This window comes from Streptomyces sp. NPDC042201 (assembly GCF_055582185.1).
Map to the genome: position 1 here is coordinate 698,426 of NZ_JBVJDS010000004.1, position 25,338 is coordinate 723,763.

Consider the following 25,338-nt stretch of genomic DNA (forward strand, 5'->3'; position numbering starts at 1 on the left):
CATCATGGCCAACACTCCCCTCGCTGTTCTGGACCTCGTGCCGATCTCGTCCGGGTCCACCGCGAGCCAGGCGCTGCGCAACAGCATCGACCTGGCCCAGCAGGCCGAGCGCCTCGGTTACGCCCGCTACTGGTTCGCCGAGCACCACCTCAACCCCGGCGTCGCCGGCACCTCCCCGGCGGTCGCCCTCGCCCTCACCGCCGCCGCGACCTCCACCATCCGGCTCGGCGCCGGCGCGGTGCAGCTAGGGCACCGCACCGCCCTGGCCACGGTCGAGGAGTTCGGGCTGCTCGACGCGCTCCACCCCGGCCGGTTCGACCTCGGCCTGGGGCGCTCCGGCGGCCGGCCCGCGCCGTCCGGCCGGCAGCCGGCCCTGGTCGGCGCGGCGGCCGTCGTGGACGGGCGGACGCCGGGCGGGCTGAGGATCCCGGCCCGGTTCTCCTTCGAGCACCTGCTGCGCCACCCGCGTTTCGTCCTGCACAAGAAGCTGCTCCAGCAGCCGGGCGCCGAGTCCCAGCCCTACGACGAGCAGATAGCCGACGTCCTCGCGCTGCTGGCGGGCACCTACGCCACCGCCGACGGCGTCGAGGCACACGTCGTACCCGGTGAGGGAGCCGAGCTGGAGGTCTGGATCCTGGGCAGCAGCGCCGGAATCAGCGCGGAGGTCGCCGGCGCCAATGGGCTGCGGTTCGCCGCCAACTACCACGTCAGCCCGGCCACCGTACTGGAGGCCGCCGAGGCCTACCGCGCGGCGTTCACACCCTCCGCCGAGCTGGCGCGGCCGTACGTCAGCGTCTCCGCCGATGTCGTCGTCGCCGAGGACGAGTCCACGGCCCGCGAATTGGCCACCGGCTACGGCCTGTGGGTACGCAGCATCCGCAGCGGCGACGGCGCCATCCCGTTCCCCTCCCCCGACGAGGCCCGCGCCCACGCCTGGACGGAGGAGGACCGCGCGCTGGTCGAGGACCGCCTCGAAACCCAGTTCGTGGGCTCGCCCCGGCAGGTCGCCGACCAGCTGGAGACGCTGCGCGACGCCACCGGCGCCGACGAGCTGATCATCACCACCATCACCCACGACCACGCCGACCGGGTCCGCTCCTACGAGCTGCTCAGCGACGAGTGGAGTCGGCGGTGACCGCGATCCGGACGCGGCCGGACGCACGCGCCGGGGGTCGCTGAGGTGTGCACAGCCGCTGCGGCGGTGGGCCGGCCACGCCCGGCGAAATGCCGTCTGACCTGGGCGGACGTTCACTTCAGGGGCCACTGTCAGTGGGCGGGTGCAGACTGACCCGTATCTGCGACAACGGCGTCCTGGAGGTGTCGGCCATGCCCGACGTATTGCTCACCGTAGGTACTCGCAAAGGGCTCTTCATCGGCCGCAGGCACAGCGGCCGATGGGAGTTCGACGGCCCGCATTTCAACGCACAGGCGGTCTACTCGATCGGGATCGACACGCGCAGGGCCGTCCCGCGGCTGCTGGTCGGCGGTGACAGCGCGCACTGGGGCCCGTCCGTGTTCCACTCCGACGATCTCGGGGTGAGCTGGACCGAGCCGAGCGCACCCGCGGTGAAATTCCCCAAGGACACGGGCGCGTCCCTGGAGCGGGTCTGGCAGCTGCATCCGGCCGGCCCCGCGACGCCCCACACGGTGTACGCGGGCACCGAGCCGGCCGCTCTGTTCCGCTCCGACGACGGCGGCGAGACCTTCGAGCTGGTCCGGCCGTTGTGGGAACACCCCACCCGCTCGCGGTGGGTGCCGGGCGGCGGCGGTGAGGCCGTGCACACGGTGGTGACGGACCACCGGGATCCGGCGGCGGTGACCGTCGCGGTCTCCACGGCGGGGGTGTTCCGCTCCCGGGACGGCGGCCAGAGCTGGGCGCCGTCCAACCAAGGCGTGTCGGCGGTCTTCCTGCCCGACCCGCATCCGGAGTTCGGCCAGTGCGTCCACAAGATCGCGCAGGACGCGGGCGATCTGGACCGGCTGTATCTGCAGAACCACTGGGGCGTGTTCCGCAGCGACGACGCGGGCGGCCGGTGGACCGACATCGGCGCCGGTCTGCCGTCCGACTTCGGCTTCACGGTCGCCGCGCATCCGCACCGCGCCGATGTGGCCTATGTCTTCCCGATCAACGCCGACGCGGACCGTGTCCCCGCCGGGCGGCGGTGCCGGGTCTACCGCACCCAGGACGCGGGCGGCAGCTGGGAGCCGTTGTCGGCCGGGCTGCCCGAGGGTGATCACTTCGGCACGGTGCTGCGCGACGCGATGTGCACGGACGACGCCGATCCGGCGGGGGTGTACTTCGGAAATCGCAACGGCGAGGTGTTCGCGAGCGCGGACGACGGGGACAGCTGGCAGCAGCTCGCCTCGCATCTGCCGGATGTGCTCTGCGTCCGGGCGGCCACCCTCGGCGCGTAAACACCGTGCGGCGGCGGCCGGTTGACCGGTGGAGGGCCGGCAACACGATCCGCAGAGTGACGGTGCCGCCCCGTACTACCGGGGCCCGTCCTCGGCTGCCGCGTCGAGGTCCGACCATGTGGCGTCGGTCAGGTCGCTGGCGGCCCAGCGGGCGGCGGACATGACCTCGTGCGCCGAACGGAAGCCCGCGACCACGCCGGCCACGGTGGGGTCGCGCAGCGGGAAGCGGACGGCGGCGTGGGGAAGGACGGTGCCGTGCCGGGCGCAGACGTCGGCAAGGCGCCGGGCACGGCGCAGCAACGCGTCGGAGGCGGGACCGTAGTCGAAGGAAGCGTCATCGGGTGGGCGGGGCCGGCTGAGCAGACCGGAGTTGAAAGGCGCTGCGGCGACCACCGAGACACCTCGCTTCGCGCACTCCTCCAGCAGGGGGCGAGCGGTGCGGTCGATCAAAGTCCAGCGGCCGGCCACCATCACGGTGTCCACGTCCGCTTCGGCGACGACCCGCAGCAGCGGGGCGACGGTGTTCATACCGACGCCCACAGCGCCGATGACGCCTTGGTCGCGCAGGTCTGTCAGGGCAGGCAGTGCCTGGTCGAGGGCAGCGTCCAGATGGTCGTCGGGGTCATGGACGTAGACGATGTCCACCCGGTCCAGGCCCAGGCGGGTCAGGCTGCCCTGAAGGCTGCGCAGGACGCCGTCACGCGAGTAGTCGGGGCGGCGGATCAGTGTGTCCGGTACGGCGAAGCCCCCTGCGGCCAGGTCGGATCCGGTGGGAGCGGGGTGGGGTTCCAGCAGACGGCCGACCTTGGTCGAGACGGTGAAGTCCGCCCGTGGCCGGTGGGCGAGCGCCGCGCCGAGCCGTCGTTCGGACAGTCCGAGCCCGTAGTGCGGGGCGGTGTCGTAGTACCGCACACCGACATCCCAGGCGGCCTCGACCGTGGCCCGCGCCCGGTCGTCGTCGATCGGGGCGTAGAGATTGCCGATGGGGGCGCCGCCGAACCCCAGGGAACTGACGCGGACACTCGTACGGCCGAGCCTGCGGGCCGTCACGCGGCGATCCCGTACCAGCGCGCCGCCGTCGTGCCGAAGACCGCCTCACGCTCATCGGCGCTCAGATGGCCGGTGAGCGTCTCGGCGACGGCCAGGACGTCGTCATAGCCGGCCGCGAGCAGGCAGACCGGCCAGTCCGAGCCGTACATGAGGCGGTCCGGGCCCACCGTCGCGAGCAGTACGTCCACGTAGGGGCGCAGAGTACGGGCGGGAGCTGCCCCGGTCCTGGTGACGAGGCCGGAGAGTTTTACGGCGACGTTGGGGCAGTCGGCCAGATCGGTCAGCAGCGAGGTCCACGGCTCCATGCTGTCCGTGCCGACGACGGGGTTGCCGGCGTGGTCCAGGACAAAGCGAACATCCGGCAGGTCGCGTACGGTCCGGACGGCGGCGGGCAGTTGGTCGGGCCGGACGAGCAGGTCGTATACGAGACCCGCGGCGCCGACCGCCTCGATGCCCCTGCGGACCTCGGGACGCGCCGTCCAGTCCGGATCGGCCTCGTCCTGGATGCCGTGCCGGATGCCGACGAGCGCGGAGCCCCCGGGCCGCTCGCGCAGTTCCGCGAGACGGTCGGCGACAGCCGGTTCGATCAGGCTCGTCCAGCCGACGACCGCTCGGACGCGCGAGTCCTCGGACGCCAAGGCGAGCAGTTCCGGTGTCTCCTCCGGCACGGCGATGGCCTGTACGACGACGGTCGCGTCGATGGTGTTCCGGTCGAGCGCCGGCCGCAGTTCGGCGGCGGTGAAGCTCCGGCGCAGGGAAGGAAGGTCGCGCGTCCACGGCTGGTCGCGTACTGCGAGGTCCCACAGATGGTGATGAGCGTCGATGCGCACGTTTGGTCCTTCGGGTCGGTGGACGGATTCTCGGACGCGAGCCCCCGCCCGTCGCCGCGTGCGGCGCGGGCCCGCATCTCCGTGGGCGGCGGACGCGGGCAGGGCACGCACCCTCAGTCGAGGTGGAAGATCTCCTCGGCGGAGGCCCACCACTGCCCCTCGGCCACGCTGTCCAGCGGCTGCTGGCACGGGTCGGTCAACGCCCACCACTCGCCGGAGACCGGGTCGGCGGCAATCGCCGCGGTGTCGGCGGTGTAATCGGTCCCGGTGTACTCCAGGTAGCTGAACAGCAGGCCGTCCCGCAGAAAGATGGAGTAGTTGCCGATATTGGCCCGCTTGAGGGTCGCGAGCACGCCCGGCCATGCGGCGGCGTGCAGTGCGCGGTACTCCGACTCCTTCTCGGGCCGCAAACGGATCACTGCGGCAAAACGCTGCACGGCTCAGCCCTCCCCCCGCAGTCGGCGCACCCACGGTGCGTCGGCCGGGCAAAACTTTGCGGACACGATGTCTCCTGCTCGTAGGTAGGGCCGGTCGTGCCGTGCCGGTCTCTTGGCGGTCTTTCCCAGCTCGGCCGCGCGCTCCATGCAAAAGGATCTGCTTCATCCGCCAGGTAGGACCTTAAGGATCTGATCCCTTGCGCACAATGGTTCCGTGTCAGATGTCCCTTTTGATGCCTTAAATAGGGGTACGTAAGGGCGAGTGGGCGAAGTTTCCGTCAGACTCTTCTCAACACGTAACGTGGATGTCATAGTTTCCCCCACCGATGAACCAGATTAATCAGTACTTACAAGAGGGGGGTTATGCCATGGCAGCTCCATCACAGGTCCCTGGCGACGGAGATGACGAAGCGTCGGGTCGCTACCGGCCGGGTTACGAACTGGTCGCCGAGCAGCTGCTGAACTACATCGCCGAGCAGAACCTGCGGTCCGGGGACCGGCTGCCCACTGAACAAGGCTTGGCTCAGATCCTGGGCGCCTCCCGCAACGTCACCCGCGAGGCGGTGAAGGTCCTGGCCGCCATCGGCCGGCTGAGTGTGCGGCGTGGCGCGGGAATCTTCGTCGCCGACTCGGCCGGCGGGCTGGTGGACGACCACCTCTCGCACTTCCGGCCGACGAGCATGGAAGACGTCCTGATGCTCCTGGAGTACCGGACGGTGATCGAGTCGGAGACAGCGCGCCGCGCCGCCTCCCTCGCCACGCCGATCGAGGTCAGGACCATCCGGGAGTGCGCCGAGACATCACTGGTGGCGGCCAGGGCGGCCGACGGGTACGGCTTCGCCAAGGCCGACACCGCGTTCCATGACGCGGTGGGTGTCGCCGCACACAATGTGTTTCTGAGGTCGAGCGTCGCCAGCGTGCGGCGCCTGGCGTCACAGTCCGATGTGCTGCTCTTCCACGGCGACGCGCCCGGGTCGCTGGAAGTGGCGGCGGGACAGCACCTCGCCATAGCTGAGGCGGTCGCCGCGGGGGAGGCCGATCTCGCCGGGGAGCTGATGGTCGCGCACATCGCCACCACTCAGAGCCAGTTCGAACGAAAGATCCGCGACCGGCTGTTCAACCTTGACCACCGCGGCGCCTCCAGGGCACCAGTGCGGCAGTCGAGAGGCACCGGTGCCGCGGACGAGCCACTGTCCCCGGAGACGTCCGCCTCGTAAACCGGCATCACGCCGGCGCCACGGCTCGCGGAGCGAGCCGCCCAACGCCAGAGGAACCCGGAGGACGACCGGGTTCCCGACGTCACTTCATCAAGGCGATTGGATTTCCGTGTCTGAACCGTCTGCTCGCAAACACATACCCGTGCCGCTCCGAAGAGTATTCGTCGCCGCCCTGTCCCTGGCCGCGGCGGCGGCGCCCCTGGCCGCCGGGCCGGCCCATGCCTCCGCGTCGAAGGCATCGGGCCTGACCGTCTATGTCTCGCCGACCGGCAAGGACTCCGGAACCGGCACCGCCGCACATCCGTTCAAGACGCTGGAACACGCGCGGGACTATGTGCGTGAGGCCAAGAAGAAGGTCAGCGGCGATGTCCATGTGCTGCTGAAGTCCGGCACGTATCAGCTGAGCCGCACCTTCAGCCTCACCGCTCAGGACTCGGGCAAGGACGGCGCCCGTGTCATCTACGAGGCCGCTCCCGGCGCGAACCCCGTGATCAGCGGAGGCAAGCGGATCACCGGCTGGACCCCGGCCGACTCGACGGGCAAGGTCTACAAGGCCACGGTGGGCGACCTCGACACCCGCCAGCTGTACGTGAACGGCGAACTGGAGACCCGGGCGCGGAGCACGAAAAACCCGTCCGGCTTCAGCAAGACGTCCACCGGCTACACGTTCACCGACAGCGGCATCAGCGCCTACAAGAGTCCCAAGGACCTGGAGGTCGTCAGCAGCTGGGGCTGGAAACTGCAGCGCTGCGGAGTGGAGTCGATCTCCGGCAACACGATGACGATGGAACAGCCCTGCTGGCACAACGCCAACCTCCAGCAGGGCCAGGAGATCCAGAACCCCACCTGGCTGGAGAACGCCCGCGAACTGCTGGACACCCCCGGTGAGTGGTACGTGGACAAGGGCGCGGGCGAGGTGTACTACCTGCCCAAGGACGGCCAGAACCTGTCGACGGCGACCGTCACGGTGCCGGTCGTACAGGACCTGGTCGACCTGAACGGCACCAGGGCCAAGCCCGTCACCAACGTGTCCTTCGAGGGCATCACCTTCTCCTACTCGACCTGGCTCGCGCCGAGTTCGTCCGACGGCCTCATCGAGGGCCAGGCGGGCTTCCGGATGGTCGGCGAGGACAACCCCGACTTCAACTCCACCCGGCTGGAGTGGCAGAAGACGCCCGGAGCCGTCAACGTGAACTACGGCCACGACGTCAGCTTCGAGGGCAACACCTTCACCCGCCTCGGCGCGGTCGGCCTGAACCTGAACACCGGCACCCAGGGCACCGACGTCACGGGCAACGTCTTCCGTCAGATCGCCGCCACCGGCATCCAGATCGGCGGCGTCGAGGTGATCGACGCCCATCCCGACAACCCACGGGACATCACCAAGGACACCATGGTGGACAACAACGTCGTCACCAAGGTCGCCGACCAGTACAACGGCTCGCTGGGCATCCTGGCCGGCTACACCGACCACACGGTGATCACCCACAACAAGGTCTACGACCTGCCCTACAGCGGTGTCTCCGTGGGCTGGGGCTGGGGCCTGACCGACGCGGGCGGCGACACCAACTACCCGGACGACAACCTGGGCGTACCGGTCTGGGACACCCCCACGACCAGCCGGGACAACGTCGTCACCGGCAACGAGATCTACGACATCATGAAGTCGCAGGCCGACGGTGGCGCTGTCTACACCCTCAGCGCCAACCCCGGCGGCACGGTGTCCGGCAACTACATCCACGGCGTTCCGACGCACGCCTACGGTGCCGTCTACCACGACGAGGGCAGCCGCTACTGGCAGAACACGGGCAACGCCTTCTGTGACGTGGCGTACCAGTGGCTGTTGTTGAACCACGGCATGGACATCAACGCCACCGGCAACTTCACCACCCAGCCCGCTTTCACCACCCAGTTCAACAGCACGAACAGCAACATCAGCGGCAATGTCACCGTCGACTCCTGCGCCCAGCTCCCGGCCTCGATCGTGAACAACGCCGGTCTCCAGCCGGCCTACCGTCACCTCGACCCGGGCCCGGTCGTCACCGACACCAAGGCGCCCACCGCCCCCGGCACCCCGGCCGCGACCACCGACTTCCCGACGGTGGCGGACCTCAGCTGGACGGCGTCCACCGACAACACGGGCGTCACGGGCTACTCCGTCTACCGCGACGGCAAGCTGGTCAGCGCCACCGGCAAGACCTCGGTGCGGCTCTCCGGCCTGACCGCCGGCCAGACCTACACCGTCCGGATCACCGCCCGTGACGCGGCCGGCAACGAGTCCGCGCCGAGCACGGAACGGAAGGTCACCCTGCCCTCCGGCAGCGACCTGGCGCTGAAGCAGCCGGTCACCGCTTCGTCGGACTCGGAGCAGAACTTCCCCGAGAAGGCGGTGGACGGCGACCTGTCCACCCGCTGGGCCCAGGGTCTCGGCCTGCCCGACCCGTCCTGGATCCAGGTGGACCTCGGCGCCCAGTACGACGTGAACGGCGCGATCACCACCTTCGAGAAGAGCAGCGGCTACACGTACCGCATCGAGGTCTCGCCGGACGAGGTCAACTGGAAGACGCTGGCGGACCACACGTCCGCGAACACCACGGCGATGACCGACTACTCGCACACCGACGAGCCGGTCACCGGCCGCTTCGTACGGCTGACCGTCACCGGCTCCAGCGGCAACGGCGGAAGCATCTTCGACTTCCAGGTGTACGGCGAGGCCGCCGCCCCCAGCTCGGACCACACGGCCCCCGCGGCCCCCGGACAGCCCGACGTCACGCCGCTGCTGCCCAGCGTGGTGGACCTCAGCTGGCCGGCCGCGACCGATGACACCGGCGTGACCAGCTATGTCGTCCACCAGGACGGCCGGCGGATCGCCGTCACCGGTGGCACCACCCTGCGGGTCTCCGGTCTGACCCCGGAGAAGGAGTACTCCTTCACCGTCGTGGCCCGTGACGCCGTGCTGAACACCTCGGAGCCGAGTGAGGCGGCCGCCTTCACCACTCCGGCCGACAACGACCTGGCGCTGAACAAGGCGGTCACCGCGTCGTCGGACTCGGAGCAGAACTTCCCCGAGAAGGCGGTGGACGGTGACCTGACCACCCGCTGGGCGCAGGGACTCGGCCTGCCCGATCCGTCCTGGATCCAGGTGGACCTGGGCAAGGACACCAGCGTCTCCGGCGTGGTGACCACGTTCGAGAAGTCCAGCGGCTACAAGTACCGCCTGGAGTACTCGACCGACGGCACGACCTGGTCAACGCTCGACGACCACACCTCCACGAACACCGTCTCGTCGGCCGGCTACTCGCTCCCCGACGAGCCCGTCACCGCCCGCTACCTGCGGCTGACCGTCACCGGATCCAGCGGTAACGGCGGCTCCATCTACGAGATCCAGGCGTACGGCGAGTTCTGACCGTACGCGTCCCCCTCACCGGGCCGGCACGTTCCCACAGAAAACGAAAGCCACGATGAAGATCACCCATGTCGAAGTACACCGGATCGACGTCCCGGCGGCCAGCCCTCCCTTCAAATGGCGGGACGGACTGAGCGGAAGCGCTCCGCTGGGCGACGGCGCGGTCCTGCGCATCGGCACCGACGAGGGAGCCGAGGGGGTGGCTCTGTTCGCCCGGCCGGGAGCCTTCACCACCTTGCGGGACCTGGTCGATCTGGTCTTCCGTGACGAACTGGTCGGAGCCGACCCGTTCCAGCGGGAATGGCTGTGGCACCGGGTGTGGGAGCTGGACCGTATCCACGAACTCCCGCTCCCCACCCTGGGCCTCATCGACACCGCCCTGTGGGACCTGGCCGGCCGGTGTTACGGCCAGCCGGTCTGGCGCCTGCTCGGCGGTTTCCGGGAGGCGATCCCCGCCTACGCCTCCACCTCGACGTTCTCCAGCGTCGCGGAATTCCTCGACGTGGCGGACCAGTGCCTGGAACTGGGCTACCGCGGTATCAAACTGCACGCCTGGGGCGACGCCCGCCGCGATGCCGAGCTGTGCCTGGCGCTGCGCGACCACGTCGGTCCCTCGGTCCCTCTCATGTACGACGGGTCGGCCGGCTTCGACCTGCCCGACGCGATCCGCCTGGGGCGGGCACTGTCCGAGGCGGACTACCTCTGGTACGAGGAGCCGATGCGCGAGTTCAGCATCTCCGCGTACCAGAGGCTGGCGGCCGCCGTGGACGTACCGCTGCTGGTGGCCGAGACCTCCGACGGAGCACACATGAACTCCGCGGACTTCATCAGGGCCGGTGCCGCCACCTTCGGTGTGCGGGCCGGCACCACCCTCCGGGGCGGGATCACCGGCGCCATGCGCACCGCACACCTCGCCGACGCCTACCGGCTCCGTGCCGAGGTGCACGGTTCGGACATCCCGAACCACCACCTGTGCATGGCCATCTCCAACACCACCTATTACGAGTCCCTGGTGACCGCGGCGAAGGTCGTCCGCGAGCGCCATGTGGACGCTCAGGGCCTGGTGCACGCCCCCACGGGGCCGGGCATAGCCCTCCCGCTCGACCTCGGCTACGGCAGCGAACTGCAGAGCTTCGTCGAGCAGCCGCGCTGACCGGGCGGTGGTGGGTCGGCAGTAGTCCGCCCCGCCACCGCACCCGGGGCCCCATCCGGCGCGTTACCCGTCCCACGCAAGAACAAGAAAGGCAAGACGATGAGGTCTTCCGGATCTCCGAGAGCCCGCCGACGCGGCATGGCACTGCGCACCGCCGCAGTCGCGCTCTCCCTGGCCACAGCGGCTGTACTGGCCGGCTGTGCCAGCGCCGACACCTCCACCGGGTCCTCCTCCTCGGGGTCGGCGTTCAAGCCGGTCACGCAGAAGGACGGCTCGCAGATCACGGTGTGGGCCGACTCCACCCGGCTCCCGTCGGTGCAGGCGTACCAGAAGTCGCACCCGGACGTGAAGATGAAGATCGTCACGTACGACGGCGGCGCCGACGGCTCCACGTACCTCCAGTCGAAGGTGCAGCTGTTCGACCGGACCGGCAGTGGCTGGCCGGACGTGGTATTCGGCTCACCCACCGACGTGACCTGGGCGTCCGAGCCCACAAAGCCCGGCGCGCAGCCGTTCGCCGCGCCCCTGGACGACAAGCTCGTACCGCAGAGCACACTGGACGGCTTCGCCAAGGGCTCCCTCGCGCCCTGCCAGTTCAACGGTCACACCTACTGCGTGCGCAACGACATCGCGCAGGTGGTGCTCTGGTACAACAAGTCCCTCATGGACAAGTGGGGCTATCAGGTCCCCACCACCTGGGAGCAGTACGCGGCCCTGGGCAAGCAGGTCGCCAAGGATCACCCGGGCTATCTCGTCGGCTCGGTCGGCGACACCAACTCCCACGAGTCGTATTTCTGGGCCGGCCAGTGCCCGGCGTTCAACCTGGTGAAGCCGGACGTCCTGCGCACCGCCCTGCAGGACCCGAAGTGCGTCCGCACGGCGACGCTGCTGGACGATCTGATCTCGGCCAAGGCCGTCACCACCAAGGGTTTCTTCAGCCAGGGCTTCGCCAAGGACAGCGGCAGCAAGGTGCTGATGGCGTACGGCCCGTCCTGGTACGGCCAGTACCTGTTCAAGGCCGCCTTCAAGACTCCGGCCAAGCAGATCGCCGTGGCGTCTCCGCTGACCTGGCAGGGCGAGACCACGCCCTCCACCGGCAACGTCGGCGGCGGTGTGTGGATGGTGTCCTCGCACAGCGCCAACCTCAAGGCGTCCACGGACCTGGCCACCTGGCTGACCACCTCCAACGAGAACCAGGCGTCCGCGCCCACCTACCCCGCCTACACCAAGGCCGCCGAAGCGTGGCTGGCCAACCCGGCCAACAGCGACTACTTCGCCAACGACGTGAGCAAGCCCTTCCAGGAGGCCGCCGACGAGGTGTGGACCGGCTGGTCGAACACCAAGTTCTCGGACGCCACCGCCTGGTCCAGCGTCGTACTGCCGGCCCTGACCTCTGGCAAGAGCCTGACCTCGATCCTGCCGGCCTGGCAGCAGGAGATCAGCAACCAGGCAAAGGCCCAGGGATACCAGGTGGTCAACGAATGACACTGCTGGAGACCGAGCGTGTCGCCGTCTCCCCCCTCCGCCGCGGCATCACGCCGCGGCGGGGGGGCCGCGGCCTCGCGGGCTACTTCTTCGTCGCCGGCTACGCGCTGCTGCTGTTCGCGTTCGGTGTGTTCCCCACCTGCTACTCGTTCTACCTGGCGCTCACCAACGACCAGGGCCGGTTCACCGGAATCAACCAGTTCCTGAAAGTCGCCCAGGACTACCGCTTCGTCCCGGCCTTCACGAACATGCTGATCTACCTGGTCATGTGGCTGGTGGTCCTCGTGGTCCTCGTCGTCCTGGTCGCGGTGGTCCTGCGCAGCCGGGTGCGGCCGGGCACATCGGCGCTCTTCCGCTTCCTGTACTACATTCCCGGCGCCCTCGCCGGGGTCGCCAGCGTCCTGGTCTGGCTGTTCATGCTGGACCCGGACGTCAGCCCGGTGTCCTGGCTCCTCACGAGCATGGGAATGCAGAGCTTCGCGGCCGTGCTCGCGCCCGGCAATCTGCCGCTGATCCTTATGCTGATCGCCTTCTGGACCGGCGCCGGCGGCTGGATGGTCGTCATGTACGGGGCGCTGAACAACATCCCTGACGAGGTACTGGAAGCCGCCCGGATGGACGGCGCGGGGCCCTGGCGTACCGCCTGGCACATCCAGATCCCGATGATCCGGCAGTGGATCGTGTACATGACGATCATGGCCTTCGCCACCGGCACCCAGCTCTTTGTCGAGCCCCAACTGCTCCAGACCGCCAGCCTCGGCCGGGTGAGCCCCTCCTGGTCGCCCAACCAGCTCGCCTACGTCTACGCCTTCCAGCAGGGCGACTTCAACGGCGCCGCCGCCATCTCCGTCTTTCTGCTCGCGCTGGGACTCATGGCCGCCGGTCTGCTGGTCGCCCGATCGAACCTGTTCAAGTTGGACGAGAAATGACACAAACCGCTCTCCCCTCGGCAGCCGCTGGCCGCCGCGTCCGGCCTTCCCGGGCCGCCTCCTTCCTGGTCGTGGGCCTCCTCCTGGCCGTGCTGCTGGTGTTCTTCGTGCTGCCGGTGATCTGGCTGCTGCTCGCGCCGTCGAAGACCGCCGGCCAAGTGGTGCACGACAACCCGCTGTCCTTCGGCTCGTTCCAGCAGATCGGCACCGCCTGGCAGCACCTGTTCTCCTTCCAGGACGGCGTCATGACCACATGGCTGCGCAACTCGGCGATCTACTCCGTCGGATCGCTCGTACTGACGCTGGCCGTCAGCGTGCCGGCCGGCTACGCGCTGGCCCTGACGAAGTTCCGGGGACGCAAGACGCTGCTGACCATCACCCTGGTCACAATGATCATGCCGCAGGCCACCCTGGTGCTGCCGATTTTCCTGGAGCTCAACCGCTTCCATCTGATCGGCACCGTCTGGTCCGTGATCCTGCCCTTCTCCTTCTATCCGTTCGGCGTGTACCTGGTGTACATCTACTTCGGCAGCAGCCTGCCCAGGGACCTGCTGTCGGCCGCGCGGATCGACGGCTGTACGGAATGGCAGCTCTTCTCCCGCATCGCGCTGCCGCTGGCGAAGCCGGTGGTCGGGCTGGTCGCGTTCTTCAGCTTCGTGGGCAACTGGAACAACTTCTTCCTGCCGTACCTCGTCCTGCCGAACAGCGACCAGTTCCCCGTCCAGGTGGGCCTGAACCAACTGCTCACCTCCACTCCGTCGTTCAACCCGGTGGCTGGTGCCGGCCTGAACATCACCGTCCCGGAACTGTCCCTGGCGATTCTCGTCGCCATCCTGCCCGTTCTGGTGCTCTTCCTGTTCTCGCAGCGCACGCTGGTGTCCGGGATGCTCGCCGGAGCGACCAAGGAATGAGCGCCACGCGCGTCGCACTGTTCCCCGCCTGCGTCAACGACGCCGTCCACGCCTGTTCCGGTGGGGCGGGCGAGGGGGTCCGTCGGGTGCGTGCGGAGGGGGGCCGCGTGCACCAGTAGAGTGACACCCCGTGGCAGCACGACCGTTGAAAGAAATCGTCGAGCCCGGATGGGCGGATGCGCTGGGCCCCGTGGCCGGACGCATCGCCGAGATGGGCGACTTCCTGCGTACGGAAATCGCCGCGGGACGCACCTACCTACCGGCCGGACCGAATGTGCTGCGCGCCTTCCAGCAGCCCTTCGACGAGGTGCGGGTCCTGATCGTCGGCCAGGATCCCTACCCGACACCCGGACACGCGGTGGGGCTGAGCTTCTCGGTCGCGCCCGAGGTGCGGCCCGTGCCCGGCAGCCTGGAGAACATCTTCCGGGAGCTGCACACGGATCTGGAGCTGCCCCGCCCCTCCAACGGCGATCTGACGCCCTGGACGCGCCAGGGGGTCCTGTTGCTCAACAGGGCACTCACCACGGCGCCCCGCAAGCCCGCCGCGCATCGCGGCAAGGGCTGGGAGGAGGTGACCGAGCAGGCCATCCGCGCCCTGGTCGCCCGCGGCAAGCCGCTGGTGTCCGTCCTGTGGGGGCGTGACGCCCGCAATCTGCGACCGCTCCTCGGCGACTTCCCGGCGATCGAATCGGCCCACCCCTCCCCCATGTCGGCGGACCGCGGTTTCTTCGGCTCGCGTCCGTTCAGCCGCGCCAATGACTTTCTGATCCGCCAGGGGGCGCAGCCCGTGGACTGGCGGCTGCCGTGAGCTGGGTGCTGGGCGTGGACTCCGGCGGCTCCGGCCTGCGGATCGCGCTCGGCTCCACGGATTCCGCCGAACCGGCCGGGGTCACGACGGTCGCCACCACCAGCTCCGCCGAGCCGGTGCGCACCGGGCCCGCCGGCATCGACGCCGGCCATCTGCTCGGTCAACTGCTGCCCGCGGTGGACACACTGCTGGCGGGGGCGGGCGCGGACTCGCTGTCCGCGATCACGATCGGCGCGGCCGGGATGGCGACGCTCGGCGACGGGCTCCGAGCCGAACTGCCCGCCGCGCTGGAACGTTCCCTGGGGGTCGGCCGGCTGGCGCTCGCCGCGGACGCGGTCACCGCCTACGCCGGAGCGCTGGGACAGCGCCCCGGGGCGGTCGTCGCGGCGGGCACGGGCATGATCGCGCTCGGTACGGATCTGACGGGCTGGCACCGCGCGGACGGCTGGGGCCATCTGCTCGGCGACTGCGGTGGCGGCGCCTGGATCGGCCGGGCAGGACTGGAAGCGGCCCTGCGCGCGTACGACGGACGGCGCGGCGGTTCACCCGCGCTGCTGTCCAGAATGGAAGCGTTTTTCGGGCCCGCCCCGGAGCTGCCGGGACTGCTCTACCCGCGCACCGACCGGCCCGCCGTGCTTGCCTCGTTCGCACCCGAGGTGGCCCGCTGCGCGGCCGCCGATCCGGTCGCGGAATCCATCCTCGCGGTGGCGGCACGGCAGATCGCGGAGGCCGCCGCCGCGGTCTGCCCACCCTCGGACGAGTCCGAAGTCGCCCTCACCGGCGGGCTGTTCAAGCTCGGTGATCCGCTGCTCGTACCCCTGCGGGCCGAGCTGGCCGATCAGCTTCCGCACGCCACGACGGTGTCCCCGGCCGGTGACCCGCTCGCCGGGGCGCTGCTCATCGCGGCGGCGCTCGCCACCGGCTCGCTGCGGCTGCCGCACGATCCGCGGCTGCTGAACGACCTGACACAACGGGATAGATGAGCAGAAAAATACCTAACGGATAAATAAGGACAGATGGCGCACGACCGCCCCCTCCCCGAACAGCCGCACCCACAAAACCAGTAACATTCGGCGCCATGAGCACCCCCACTGGGCCCGCATCCGGCCTGCCTGTACGAATGCCGCGACCCCGTCAGTCGGGGCGCCACCGTCGCCCCGAACCCGTGGCGGCTCCCGAAGGTGCGCCCGCGCTTGTTCTCGCCGTTCCCGGCACCCCTTCGCCCGCCGTCCGCGGACTGGCCGAAGAAGTCATCAGCATCGCCCGCTCCGAGCTGCCGGGGCTGAACGCCGTCATCGGCTTCCTGGACAGCGACGACGCCGAATACCCCACGCTGCAGAGTGTCCTGACCGGGGCCGCCGCGCAGCGTACCGAACGCTATGAGCTGGCGAAGGCCGCGGGCCGCGAGGCCGCCGAGCCCGAGGGCCCCGCGGCCGTCGTCGTACCGCTGCTCGCCGGTCCCGACCGTGGGCTGGTCGGGCGGATACATCAGGCTGTCGCGGACAGCGGCGCGACCGCGGAGCTGACCGATGTCCTCGGTCCGCACCCGCTGCTCGCCGAGGGTCTGCACGTGCGCCTGTCGGAGGCCGGTCTGGCCCGCGCCGACCGCGCCAGGCTGTTCACGGTCGCCACGGCGGCCGACGGGATCGTGCTGGTCACGGTGGGCGGCGAGGAGGCCGTCCAGACCGCGGGGATCACCGGGATGCTGCTGGCCGCGCGCCTCGCCGTGCCGGTCATGGCCGCCGCGCTCGACGTGGAGGGCTCGGTCTCCGCCATCGCCGCGCAGCTGCGCGACGCCGGTGCGACCCAGCTCGCGCTCGCCCCGTATCTGGTCGGCCCCGAGCTGTCCGGGGGACTGCTCGACGCGGCCCTCAAGGAGGCCGACTGCGCCGCCGCCGAGCCGCTCGGCGCCTACCCGGCGATCGGCAAGCTGGTCCTGTCCAAGTACGCGACGGCGCTGGGCATCGCGCCGCAGCCGCAGGGGACACCGACCCACTGACTCGCCCGTTCGTACGGGGAGGCGGCAGGCCCGTACGTATGGAAAGAGCCCGCACCGGACCGCTTCGGGGCGGGCCCTTCCGCGACCGTGACCGGCCATTGGAGGGCCGTACGGATCGGGCCCGGCACCGGCCCCCGGTGGCCCCCGGCCCCGGGTCAGCCGAAGATCACGCAGGAGGCCGCGGGGGCCACGATGGAACCCGCGCGGACCGGGATGCCGGTGGCCGTGTCGATGTCGAACCAGGTCACATCGCCGGAGTGCTCATTCGCGGCGTAGAGCCGGCGGCCCATCGGGTCCAGTGCCAGGTCGCGCGGCCAGCGGCCGCCGCAGGGCACCGTGGTGACCAGCTCCGCCTTCTCGTGCGTCGCGTCGAGCGCGAGGACGGCGATGCTGTCGTGCCCGCGATTGGCCACCCAGACGAACCGGCCGTCCCGCGCCACGACGACCTCGGAGGCGAAGCTCTCGACCTGCGCGCCATCGGGCAGCAGGGGTGTCTCACCGACCGGTTCGAGCACGCCGGTCCCCGCGTCCCAGCGGCAGACGGTGAGCGTCGGTTCCAGCTCGTTGACCACGTACGCGTGGCCGCCGGCCGGATGGAAGGCGAGATGGCGCGGTCCCGTCCCCGGGCGCAGCGCCGTCTCACCGTGCGATGTCAGCTCCCCCGAGGCGGCGTCCAGGGCACAGATCCGTACGGAGTCGGTGCCGAGGTCGGTGCCGAGGACCCAGCGCCCGCTCGGATCGGCCACCACCTGATGTGCGTGCGGACCGCGCTGCCGGTCCGGGTGCGGTCCGTCGCCCTCGTGCTGGAGCACCGCGCTCGCGGCCCCCAGCGTGCCGTCCGCGCGGACGGGCAGCACGCTGACGCTGCCCGAGCCGTAGTTGGCGGTCACCAGATGTCCGGCGGCGAGCGTGAGATGAGTGGGGGCCGCGCCGCGCACCGGTACGGGCTCCCCCATCAGCCGGGGCGCCCCGTCCCGGGCGTCGGCTTCCGGTACGCGGAAGGCCGCTGCCGCGCCCTCCTCCTTCTCGGAGACCGCGTAGAGCACGGCGCCGTCCGGCGCGAGTGCGAGGAAGGACGGGTCCGCGACGGCGTCGGTCGCTCCACGCTCCGTCAGGGCTCCGGTCTCCGCGTCCACGGCCGCGGCGATGATGCCGCGGCCCCCTGCCGAGGTGAAGGACCCGATGAAGGCCCGCCCGTCGTTCCTGCCGCTCACAGTGTGTGTCCCCTCTTCGGCTGATCCTCAACGGCCCGTCCGCTGACGTCCGGCCGAACGGTAGCAGGCGGTCTGGACCAATCAACCGGTCCGGAGGCCGCTGTCGAGCGGGAACCGGAGCGACCTGAGCCGCCCCTTGTGCACGGCGGGGAACCGCGCACAAGGGGCGGGAGTGCCTCGGCCGGAAGACGGTCAGAAGACGTTCACGCCGTAGGCGGCGAGCGCCTCGACGACCGGCTGGTAGAAGGTGGTGCCGCCGGAGGAGCAGTTGCCGCTGCCGCCGGAGGTCAGGCCGTGAGCGATGGTGCCCGACCACAGCGGACCGCCGCTGTCGCCGGGCTCGGCGCAGACGTTGGTCTGGATCAGGCCGTAGACGACGTCGCCGCCCCCGTAGTTGACGGTCGCGTTCAGACCGGTGACGGTGCCGGTGTGCACGCCGGTGGTGCTCCCGCTGCGTACGACGGACTGGCCGACGGTGGGGTTACGGGCGGTGGTGATGTCCTGGAAGGCTCCGCCGACGGTGTTGACCCCGCCCTCCGCCTGGCTCTGGTCGCCGTACTTGATGAGGCCGTAGTCATTGACCGGGAAGCTGGACCCGATTCTGGTGCCGATGGACCAGGCGCTGCCGGCGTTGGTGCAGTGGCCCGCGGTCAGGGCGTACTTGACGCCGGCGCTGTCCTGCACGTTGAAGCCCACCGTGCAGCGGACACCCCCGGGGCCGTAGATCGTGTCACCGCCCCTGACGAACGGGGTGAGCGTACCGGGCGTACGGTTGATCTTCAGGGCGCCGGCCGGCGCCTTCACGGCGTTCTTGAGCGCGGCGACCTCGGCCGCGCCGACCCTGCTGTCCACCGTGACGACGACCGTGCCGGTCGTGACGTCGGTGTACCACGCCGTGCCGGCGATGTCCGCCTCCAGGACGGCGGCGTCGGCCACCGCGAGCTGCGAGGCGGTCGCGGTGGATCTGCCGGCGTCGTCGGCCGTGGCGGTCGGTGTGACCACGGTGGCGACGGCCAGAAGACCGGACGCCACGGCCATCAGGCCTGCGCGCCGGGTGAATTCAGGGTTCACAACATCCTCCGATGAACGTTCCGGGGGCAGGGGACGCACGGCCGGGAGACGAACGACCCACGACTGAATGGTCATGCCCATATCAATGAGGTGAGCGCATGCTCCCCGCCGTGCGTGGTCACGACAAGGCGCGGAATGAGCCGTGCGACGGCGGCGGGCCGCCCTGCCGGGCAGCCCGCCGGTTCCGCTGTGGCACCGGGCCCTGGTACGAAGTGGTCAGAACACGCTCAGGCCGTAGGCGTTGAGCGCCTCGAGGATTGGCTGATAGAACGTGATGCCACCGGAGGTGCAGTTGCCGCTGCCGCCGGAGATGATGCCGACGGCGGTGCTGCCCTGGAAGACCGAGCCACCGCTGTCGCCGGGCTCGGAACAGCTGTTGGTCCTGCCCAGGCCGCTGACGGTGTCGGCCCCGTAGTTAATGGTCACGTTCAGAGCGGTGACGGTGCCGCAGTGCACGCCGGTGGTGCTGCCGCTCTGGCAGACGGGCTGGCCGACGACGACGCTGCCGGCGGTGGTGATGTCCTGGTAGGTGCCGTTGTGCAGGGAGACCCTGCCGTCCGCGGCGGCCGGGTTGGAGTGCTGGATGAGGCCGTAGTCGTTGTTCGGGAAGCTGGTCGCGACCGTCGTGCCGATGTTCCAGTTCCTGCCGAGGTTGGTGCAGTGGCCCGCGGTCAGGGCGTACTTGGTGCCGCCGCTGCTCTGCACGTTGAAGCCCAGCGAGCAGCGGATGCCGGAAGCGGTGATGGCCTCGCCGCCGGCTATGAGCTTGGTGAACGTGCCGGACGTGCGGTTGATCTCCAGCGCGCCGGCCGGCGTCCGCACGGCCCTCTTGAGCGCGGTGACCTCGGCCGCGCCGACCCTGCTGTCCACCGTGACGACGACCTTGCCGGTCGTGGCGTCGGTGTACCAGGCCGTACCCGCGATGTCCGCCTCCAGGATCGCGGCGTCGGCCGCCGCGAGCTGCGAGGCGGTCGCTCTGGATCTGCCCTCGTCGGCCGTGGCGGTCGGTGCGACCAGGGTGGCGACGGCCAGAAGACCGGACGCGACAGCCATCACGCGTACGCGCCGGGCGAATTCAAGGTTCACAGCATCCTCCGATGATCGTGTGCAAGGGGCAGGGGATGAAAGGCCGCGAGACGAACGGCCCGTGGGCGAGCCACCAATTCGTCATGCCCACATCAATTACGTGAGCGCATGGTCCACGCTGCGCGTTTTCACGACAAGACGCGGATTGAGCCGCGAGCGGCGCGCTTTCCCAGCCATCTGCCACCCACCGGCCGCACACCGGCCCACCACCAGTGGCCCCGCCAGGCACTCACGGTCGGCGACGGGCACCTATCGTAGGAAATGAGGACATCATCCGTTCGGGCAGGAGGATCTCATGGCTGGACTGGCCGGCAGGAAAGCGCTGGTGACGGGTGGCAGCCGCGGGATCGGGGCGGCGATCGTGCGCCGGCTGGCCGCCGACGGCGCGTCCGTGATGATCAACTATCGGAGCAGCGCGGAAGCCGCGGAGGCGCTGGCCGCCGAACTGGACGGGGACGGCCGCCGCGTGCGTACGGCGCAGGCCGATGTCGGCGATCCCGACGCCGCGCGGGCGCTGGTGAACCGGGCGGCCGAGGAGCTGGGCGGCCTCGACATCCTGGTGAGCAACGCCGGCATCGAACACTTCGGTCCCCTCGCATCCCTCACGTTCGCGGACTACCAGCGGGTGTTCAACGTCAATGTCGCAGGACAGCTGTTCGCGACGCAGGCCGCGGCGGCGGTGATGGGAGAGGGCGGCCGCATCGTGCTGACCTCGTCGGTCAGCGCCCGTATCGCCGTGTTCGAGCACAGCCTCTACGCCGCGAGCAAGGCGGCCGTGTCCGCGCTGGCACTCAACCTCGCGCCCGAGCTCGCCGCCCGGGGCATCGCCGTCAACGTCATCGCGCCGGGCGGCACCCGCTCGGACATGTCCGCCGAGAACGGCGGGCACTACATCCACCCGGCGTTGCGTGACCTGCCCCCCGAGACACTGTCCCGGATCTCCAGCGCCTGGGGCCGGTTCGCCGAGCCTGAGGAGATCGCCGCCGCCGTCGCCTTCCTCGTCTCGCCGGACGCCTCCTACATCACGGGATCGACCCTGGCCGTCGACGGCTGCCGGATGTGACCCGTAGGCCTTTACGACCTGGTGCACGATAGCCAGCGGGCTCCCGACGCCCTGCGACTCCGCCTCCGGCGTTGTCGTCAGTCGACGACGCTCCGCGTCGCCTTCCTCCTCCGCCTTGGATGCGAAGCCGCATGACGCCGCTCGCTGATCCACTGGCTATCGTGCACCAGGTCGTTACTATCCCAAGGGAAGCAGTGAGGTGACAGAGGGGATCCGCCGCCATGGTCATGAGCTGCACGATGGACGAGCACGACCACCACGATGTCTACGCGGCCCAGTGCCCGTGCCGTGAGGTGCTCGACCTGCTGGCCAACAAGTGGTCGGCGCTGGCGATCGGTGCCATGGCGCAGGGGCCGCAGCGCTTCGGGATGCTTCAGCGACGGCTGGACGGCATCAGCCCGAAGGTGCTGACCAATACGCTGCGCCGCCTCGAAGGCATGGGCTTCGTCGACAGGACCGTCTATCCGTCCGTGCCGCTGCACGTGGAGTACGCGCTGACCGACCTCGGCCGGAGCGTGGGCGAACCGCTCGCGCAGCTGCGGGACTGGGTCGAGCGGCACCTCGACAAGATCGGGCCGGCGGGCGGGACGGCCGGCGAAGGGCGCTGACAGTGAGCTTGGCATGCTGGGACGCATGAGCACTTCGCGCATCCCGGCGGTCATCTTCGATCTCGACGGAACACTCGTCGACAGCGAGCCGAACTATTACGAAGCCGGGCGCCGGCTCCTCGCCCAGTACGGCGTGGCCGACTTCAGCTGGGAGCACCACAGCCGTTTCATCGGCATCAGCACCCGGGAGACGCTGGAGGCGCTGCGCGAGGAGTACGGGATCACCGCACCGCTCGACGAACTGCTGGCCGAGCAGGACCGGTTCTATCTGGAGCGGGTACGTGTCTCGACGGAGGTGTTCCCGCGGATGCGGACGTTCGTGGAGCGGCTGTGTGCCGAGGGCGTCCGGACGGCCGTGGCCTCCGGTTCGTCCCGCGCGGCGATCGACGTGGCGCTGGGCGTCACCGGACTGGACGCGTACTTCACCACGACCGTCTCCGCCGAGGAGGTCCCCCGCGGCAAGCCCGAGCCGGATATTTTTCTGGAGGCCGCGCGTCGGCTGGGCGCCGGGCCGGCCGACTGTGTCGTGGTGGAGGACGCCGCGCCGGGAGTGGCGGCGGCGCACGCCGCCGGGATGCGCTGCGTCGCGATTCCCTATGTCCCCGGCACGGCGTCCGATCCGGTCTACGGCACGGCGGGTCTGCTCTTCCCCGGCGGCCAGGGCGAGTTCACCAGCGAGGTCGCGTACGAATGGCTCCTCGGCGCCGGCCACGGCCCGGTCAGGCGTGCCGGAAACCCGTGACAGCACCCGGCCGGGTCACCTCAGCTGCCGGCGCACCAGTTCGTGCAGGTGTCCGCCCGTATCGGCGAGCAGCGCGCCGGGCGGGCCCTGCTCCACGACGCGGCCTTCCGACATGACGATCACGCGGTCGGCGTCCATGACCGTGGAGAGCCGGTGGGCGATCACCAGCCGGCTGGCCCGCAGGCTGCGCGTGCTCTCGATCACGACGCGCTGGGTCGCGTTGTCCAGCGCGCTGGTCGCCTCGTCGAAGAACAGGACGCGCGGACGGCGGATCAGCGCCTGAGCGATCATCAGACGCTGCCGCTGCCCGCCGGAGATCGCGCTGCCGCCGGAGATCATCGTGTGCAGGCCCATCGGCATGCGCTTGATGTCCTCCGCAAGCCCGGCCATCTCGGCGGCCTCCCACGCCTCCTCCTGCGAGAACGGCTCGGCCCCGCGGATACAGTCCAGGATCGACCCGGTGAGCGGCTGGGCGTTCTGCAGGACGACCCCGCACTGCCGGCGCACGGCCGCCTGATCGAGAGCGGCCAGGTCCTGTCCGTCGTACAGCACGCTGCCCGAGACCGGCTTGTCGAATCCGATGAGGAGCCGGAGCAGCGTGGACTTGCCGCAGCCGCTGGGACCGACGATCGCCACGAACTCGCCCGGCCGCACTTCGAGGGAGACGTCGTCCAGGATCAGCGGGCCGTCGTCGGAGTAGCGGAAGGAAAGCTTCCTGGCCTCGATCCCGCCGGACAGCACGCCGGGCTGGGCGCTGGTGGCGCGGACCTCCGGTGCCTCGTCCAGGACCGGTTTGATCTGCTCGAACATCGGCAGCGCCGCGACCGCCGAGACGAACGCGCCGGTCAGCTGGGTGACGGAGGTCAGCATCATCGTCACGGCCGTGTTGAAGGTGAGGAACGCGCCGGCCGACATACTGCCGCGAGCCGGTCCTGCCAGCAGCATGAACATGACGAGCGAGCAGAGCGGCAGATAGACCGCGTCGAGGACGGTGGTCAGGTTCCTGATCCGGCCCGCCCGCTGCTGCAGTTCGCGGGAGCGGGCGAACTCGCCGGCCCAGGCCGCGTACGCGAAGCTCTCCGCCGCCGCGACGCGGAGCTTGGGCAGCCCCCGCAGGGTCTGGAACGCCTGGTTGTTGAGCTTGTTGCCGAGCTCCACCAGCCGTCGCTGCCAGCGCACCTGCCACAGGCCCATCCCGAGGAACACGGCTCCGATGACGACCAGCATGGCGATGGCCGCCAGCGCGAGCGGCACGCTGAACCAGAGCAGCAGAGCGAGGTTCATCGCACCGACCGTGCTCGCCTGTACGGCCACCGGGCCGATCCCGGACAGCACCCGGCGGATCGAGCTGATCCCCATCGCCGCACTGGCCAGCTCTCCGGTGGAGCGCTCGGTGAAGAACTTCGTGGGCAGCCGCAGCAGCCGGTCCCACACGGCCGGCTGCAGCACGCTCTCGATCCGGCCCTCCATCCGCAGCAGGGTGAGGTTCTGCATCAGCATGAAGGCCGCGGTGACGATGCTGGTGATCATGACGGCCAGTGAGACCTGGACGATGAGGCTCTTCTCGGCGTTCGGCACATAGACCCCGAGGACCTGCCCGGTCGCGATCGGCACCAGCGCGCCGAGACCGACCGTCACCAGCCCGCTGAGCACCAGATTGCGCGCGTCCGCGCCGGTACCGCGCAGGCTGAAACGCATCAGCCGCCCCATGGTCATGGGCCGGTCGGGCAGCGGCCGGTAGAACATGACCGCGCGGGGCTCGAGTTCCTCGGCGTTGCCCTCGCCGATACGCATCCGCAGCCCCGAGGCCGGGTTCACCGCCTCGTACCTGCCACGGCGCCACAACAGCGCGATCGGCGCCCCCGACTTGGCCCAATGGCCCACCAGGGGGCCGGCGTCCGTCCGCCACCAGGGCCCGTCGAGCCTGACCGAGCGGGTACGGATCCGGGCGCCGACGGCGATGCGCTCGACCGGGCCGACGCGGTCGTTGACCGGACCGCTCTTCGGCGGCTCGGAGAGCGTGATCCCGCCGGCCCTGGCGACCACCCGGCAGATGGCGAAGGCCGCGTCGTCGCCGGTCTCCCGGGTGCCGGACGGGCTCCGCCCGGCCTTGGCGGGTCTGCCCATCGAGGCGATCAGTGCCTGGTCCGCCCGTGCGCGGACCGTTTCACCCGCTCTGATGCCGGCCGCGGTCCTGTCGGCGTGCGCGCGCTCCAGCTGTTCGATCCAGCGGTCCAGGGCGGACAGCAGCCGGTACTGCTGATTGACCATCCGCTGCCACATCGCGCCGTCGACCAGCAGGTCACCCGCGGCGTCCGCGCCGAACGTGGCGCCGTACCGCACGCTGCCCGGGGCGACCGGCATCCACAGGATGTCGTCGTCGGCCATGGTCTCGTCGCCGCCGGGGCGGCCGTCCAGCGGCGCTTCGAACAGGACGCCCAGGCCGCGCGCGGTGCCGAGCGCGAACGCGTGCTCCAGCGGCGTCGGCGCCCAGGTCGGGTACGCGTAGGTGCCGGCGTCCGTGGGAGCGTACGCGTCCGGGTACGCGTAGGCGTCCGCGGAGGACGGGTCGTACGCGGAGGGGTGCAGCTCCCGCAGCGGGATCCGGCGCAGCAGGCAGTCCTGCGAAGGCTTGCCGAGCAGGGTGTGCTGCGGGCCCTCGACCGGGCCGAGCAGCAGCGTGCCCGCTTCGAGGCGCCCGAGGAAGTGCCAGTGCCCCTGCTGGGCGGCGTCGACCGCGAACAGGTCCAGCGCCCCGCCCACGACGAGCCACAGCACCTGCGGTCCCTCCAGCGGCACGCTGCCCAGACCGCTGGGGTCGACCGGCGTGCCGAGTCCGCCCAGGGAGTGGATCACCGGGTCGGTCCCGGAGGGGTGAACGGGCGGCTCCGCCGACGGAGGAACGGATGACACC

General features: G+C 70.2%; 21 protein-coding genes. 14 read left to right on the plus strand and 7 right to left on the minus strand.

The window, feature by feature from the left end; genetic code table 11:
- The first annotated feature begins 4 nt into the window (after nt 1-4).
- Nucleotides 5-1,135 (plus strand): LLM class flavin-dependent oxidoreductase, encoded by a 1,131-nt coding sequence (locus ACZ6MZ_RS13465; RefSeq protein ID WP_469351742.1) that lies wholly within the window; start codon nt 5-7, stop codon nt 1,133-1,135.
- A 191-nt stretch (nt 1,136-1,326) separates the two neighbouring features.
- On the plus strand, nt 1,327-2,415 hold the full coding sequence (locus ACZ6MZ_RS13470) for a WD40/YVTN/BNR-like repeat-containing protein (protein ID WP_469351744.1): 1,089 nt from the start codon (nt 1,327-1,329) through the stop codon (nt 2,413-2,415).
- A gap of 75 nt (nt 2,416-2,490) precedes the next feature.
- Here ACZ6MZ_RS13470 and ACZ6MZ_RS13475 read toward each other — a convergent pair whose 3' ends face one another.
- The 3 genes from ACZ6MZ_RS13475 to ACZ6MZ_RS13485 all read right to left on the minus strand — a co-directional run bounded on the left by ACZ6MZ_RS13475 (nt 2,491) and on the right by ACZ6MZ_RS13485 (nt 4,732).
- Complete coding sequence (locus ACZ6MZ_RS13475) at nt 2,491-3,465, minus strand: aldo/keto reductase (RefSeq protein ID WP_469351746.1); 975 nt, start codon at nt 3,463-3,465, stop codon at nt 2,491-2,493.
- Entirely contained in the window at nt 3,462-4,295 is an 834-nt protein-coding gene (locus tag ACZ6MZ_RS13480) for an amidohydrolase family protein (RefSeq protein ID WP_469351747.1), read from the minus strand. Before ACZ6MZ_RS13480 ends, ACZ6MZ_RS13475 begins: the two co-directional genes overlap by 4 nt.
- Before the next feature lie 113 nt (nt 4,296-4,408).
- Complete coding sequence (locus ACZ6MZ_RS13485; RefSeq protein ID WP_384190899.1) at nt 4,409-4,732, minus strand: L-rhamnose mutarotase; 324 nt, start codon at nt 4,730-4,732, stop codon at nt 4,409-4,411.
- Between the two features lie 368 nt (nt 4,733-5,100).
- On the opposite strand from ACZ6MZ_RS13485, the gene ACZ6MZ_RS13490 reads away from it, so the two are divergent.
- The 9 genes from ACZ6MZ_RS13490 to ACZ6MZ_RS13530 all read left to right on the plus strand — a co-directional run bounded on the left by ACZ6MZ_RS13490 (nt 5,101) and on the right by ACZ6MZ_RS13530 (nt 16,640).
- Nucleotides 5,101-5,949, plus strand: coding sequence for a FadR/GntR family transcriptional regulator (locus ACZ6MZ_RS13490; RefSeq protein WP_384190903.1), 849 nt, complete (start codon nt 5,101-5,103; stop codon nt 5,947-5,949).
- 142 nt (nt 5,950-6,091) lie between these two features.
- Nucleotides 6,092-9,355 (plus strand): discoidin domain-containing protein, encoded by a 3,264-nt coding sequence (locus ACZ6MZ_RS13495; protein ID WP_469351749.1) that lies wholly within the window; start codon nt 6,092-6,094, stop codon nt 9,353-9,355.
- A 55-nt stretch (nt 9,356-9,410) separates the two neighbouring features.
- Nucleotides 9,411-10,508, plus strand: a complete 1,098-nt coding sequence (locus ACZ6MZ_RS13500; RefSeq protein ID WP_384190909.1) for an enolase C-terminal domain-like protein — start codon at nt 9,411-9,413, stop codon at nt 10,506-10,508.
- A 99-nt stretch (nt 10,509-10,607) separates the two neighbouring features.
- Nucleotides 10,608-11,993, plus strand: a complete 1,386-nt coding sequence (locus ACZ6MZ_RS13505) for an ABC transporter substrate-binding protein (RefSeq protein ID WP_469351751.1) — start codon at nt 10,608-10,610, stop codon at nt 11,991-11,993.
- Complete coding sequence (locus ACZ6MZ_RS13510; protein ID WP_469351753.1) at nt 11,990-12,922, plus strand: carbohydrate ABC transporter permease; 933 nt, start codon at nt 11,990-11,992, stop codon at nt 12,920-12,922. The genes ACZ6MZ_RS13505 and ACZ6MZ_RS13510 overlap by 4 nt, the downstream gene beginning before the upstream one ends.
- Entirely contained in the window at nt 12,919-13,833 is a 915-nt protein-coding gene (locus tag ACZ6MZ_RS13515; protein ID WP_389790298.1) for a carbohydrate ABC transporter permease, read from the plus strand. The genes ACZ6MZ_RS13510 and ACZ6MZ_RS13515 overlap by 4 nt, the downstream gene beginning before the upstream one ends.
- A 130-nt stretch (nt 13,834-13,963) precedes the next feature.
- Nucleotides 13,964-14,641 carry a uracil-DNA glycosylase gene (locus tag ACZ6MZ_RS13520; protein ID WP_389675495.1) on the plus strand — a complete coding sequence of 226 codons (678 nt, stop codon included), beginning with the start codon at nt 13,964-13,966 and terminating at the stop codon, nt 14,639-14,641.
- Nucleotides 14,638-15,624, plus strand: a complete 987-nt coding sequence (locus tag ACZ6MZ_RS13525; protein ID WP_389790296.1) for an N-acetylglucosamine kinase — start codon at nt 14,638-14,640, stop codon at nt 15,622-15,624. Before ACZ6MZ_RS13520 ends, ACZ6MZ_RS13525 begins: the two co-directional genes overlap by 4 nt.
- 95 nt (nt 15,625-15,719) lie before the next feature.
- The gene (locus ACZ6MZ_RS13530; RefSeq protein ID WP_389790294.1) at nt 15,720-16,640 is read left to right on the plus strand and encodes a sirohydrochlorin chelatase; all 921 of its coding nucleotides are present in this window, start codon (nt 15,720-15,722) and stop codon (nt 16,638-16,640) included.
- 155 nt (nt 16,641-16,795) lie between these two features.
- Here the strand turns inward: ACZ6MZ_RS13530 and ACZ6MZ_RS13535 are convergent, their stop codons facing one another.
- The 3 genes from ACZ6MZ_RS13535 to ACZ6MZ_RS13545 form a co-directional block, all read right to left on the minus strand.
- Entirely contained in the window at nt 16,796-17,854 is a 1,059-nt protein-coding gene (locus ACZ6MZ_RS13535; RefSeq protein ID WP_469351755.1) for a lactonase family protein, read from the minus strand.
- A 192-nt stretch (nt 17,855-18,046) separates the two neighbouring features.
- Complete coding sequence (locus ACZ6MZ_RS13540) at nt 18,047-18,892, minus strand: S1 family peptidase (protein WP_469351802.1); 846 nt, start codon at nt 18,890-18,892, stop codon at nt 18,047-18,049.
- 249 nt (nt 18,893-19,141) lie between these two features.
- Nucleotides 19,142-19,978 (minus strand): S1 family peptidase, encoded by an 837-nt coding sequence (locus tag ACZ6MZ_RS13545; protein ID WP_469351805.1) that lies wholly within the window; start codon nt 19,976-19,978, stop codon nt 19,142-19,144.
- Between the two features lie 328 nt (nt 19,979-20,306).
- Here ACZ6MZ_RS13545 and ACZ6MZ_RS13550 point away from each other — a divergent pair, with 328 nt between their 5' ends.
- The 3 genes from ACZ6MZ_RS13550 (at nt 20,307) to ACZ6MZ_RS13560 (ending at nt 22,424) form a co-directional block, all read left to right on the plus strand.
- Complete coding sequence (locus ACZ6MZ_RS13550) at nt 20,307-21,074, plus strand: SDR family NAD(P)-dependent oxidoreductase (protein WP_469351757.1); 768 nt, start codon at nt 20,307-20,309, stop codon at nt 21,072-21,074.
- A 227-nt stretch (nt 21,075-21,301) separates the two neighbouring features.
- A complete protein-coding gene (locus ACZ6MZ_RS13555; RefSeq protein WP_469351759.1) occupies nt 21,302-21,682 on the plus strand; it encodes a winged helix-turn-helix transcriptional regulator in 381 nt (126 codons plus the stop codon).
- Between the two features lie 25 nt (nt 21,683-21,707).
- Nucleotides 21,708-22,424 (plus strand): HAD family hydrolase, encoded by a 717-nt coding sequence (locus ACZ6MZ_RS13560; RefSeq protein WP_389790288.1) that lies wholly within the window; start codon nt 21,708-21,710, stop codon nt 22,422-22,424.
- 15 nt (nt 22,425-22,439) lie between these two features.
- Here ACZ6MZ_RS13560 and ACZ6MZ_RS13565 read toward each other — a convergent pair whose 3' ends face one another.
- Nucleotides 22,440-25,337, minus strand: coding sequence for an NHLP bacteriocin export ABC transporter permease/ATPase subunit (locus ACZ6MZ_RS13565; RefSeq protein ID WP_469351760.1), 2,898 nt, complete (start codon nt 25,335-25,337; stop codon nt 22,440-22,442).
- Nucleotide 25,338: the final 1 nt, after the last annotated feature.